This is a genomic window from Nocardia coffeae, assembly GCF_019890715.1.
Taxonomy (GTDB): Bacteria; Actinomycetota; Actinomycetes; order Mycobacteriales; family Mycobacteriaceae; genus Nocardia; species Nocardia jiangxiensis.
Genome location: NZ_JAINZY010000059.1, coordinates 1 through 827, shown reverse-complemented (window position 1 = coordinate 827; position 827 = coordinate 1). Strand labels below are relative to the sequence as shown.

The 827-nt window shown below is 65.5% G+C and carries 1 protein-coding gene; it reads right to left on the bottom strand.

From position 1 onward, the window contains the following. Positions 1-827: IS3 family transposase (locus K7711_RS47030; protein WP_222979683.1), on the bottom strand; the 827-nt coding region annotated here is incomplete at both ends.

Here is an 827-nt window from a genome sequence, read left to right as displayed (position 1 = left end):
TCGATCGGGGTCAAGCGGCCGAGGCCGATCTGTCTGCGGCGCCGGTGGTAGGTCCGCTCGATCCAGGTGACGATCGCGATCCGCAATTCTTCCCGGGTAGGCCAGGAGCGGCGGTCCAGAACATTCTTCTGCAGGAGCGCGAAGAAACTCTCCATAGCGGCGTTGTCACCGGCCGAGGCGACGCGGCCCATCGAGCCGACCATGGCGTGTCTTGCCAAGGCGTGCACGAACTTTCGGCTACGAAATTGGGATCCGCGGTCGCTGTGCAGAATGCATCCGGCCACGCTTCCGCGCCGGGCCACGGCGTTGTTGATGGCGCGAACGGCGAGGCGTGATTTCATCCGCGAGTCGATGGAATACCCGACGATGCGATTCGAGTACACGTCCTTGATCGCACAGAGGTAGAGTTTGCCTTCGGCTGTGCGATGTTCGGTAATGTCGGTGAGCCACAAGACATTTGGAGCATCAGCGGAGAACACGCGACGGACCGGGTCGTCGTGGACCGGCGGGCCGGGTTTCTTCGTCCGGCCGCGTTGCTTGCCGAATACGCTCCACCAGCCGGCCTGTGAACAGATTCGCCACGCGGTCCGCTCGGCCATCGGCTCTCCGGCGGCGCGGGCCTCGTCGACCAGGAACCGGTAGCCGAATTCGGGGTCGTCGCGGTGCGCGTCGAACAACGCGTTGGCCCGATACCCCTGTGCGAGTTCGGTATCGGTGACCGGGGCGGCGAGCCACCGGTAATAGGGCTGGCGCGCCAGCCCCAGCACCCGGCACGTCACCGCGACGGGGATTCCGTCAGCGGCCAGCTCGCGGACGAGCGGGTAGAT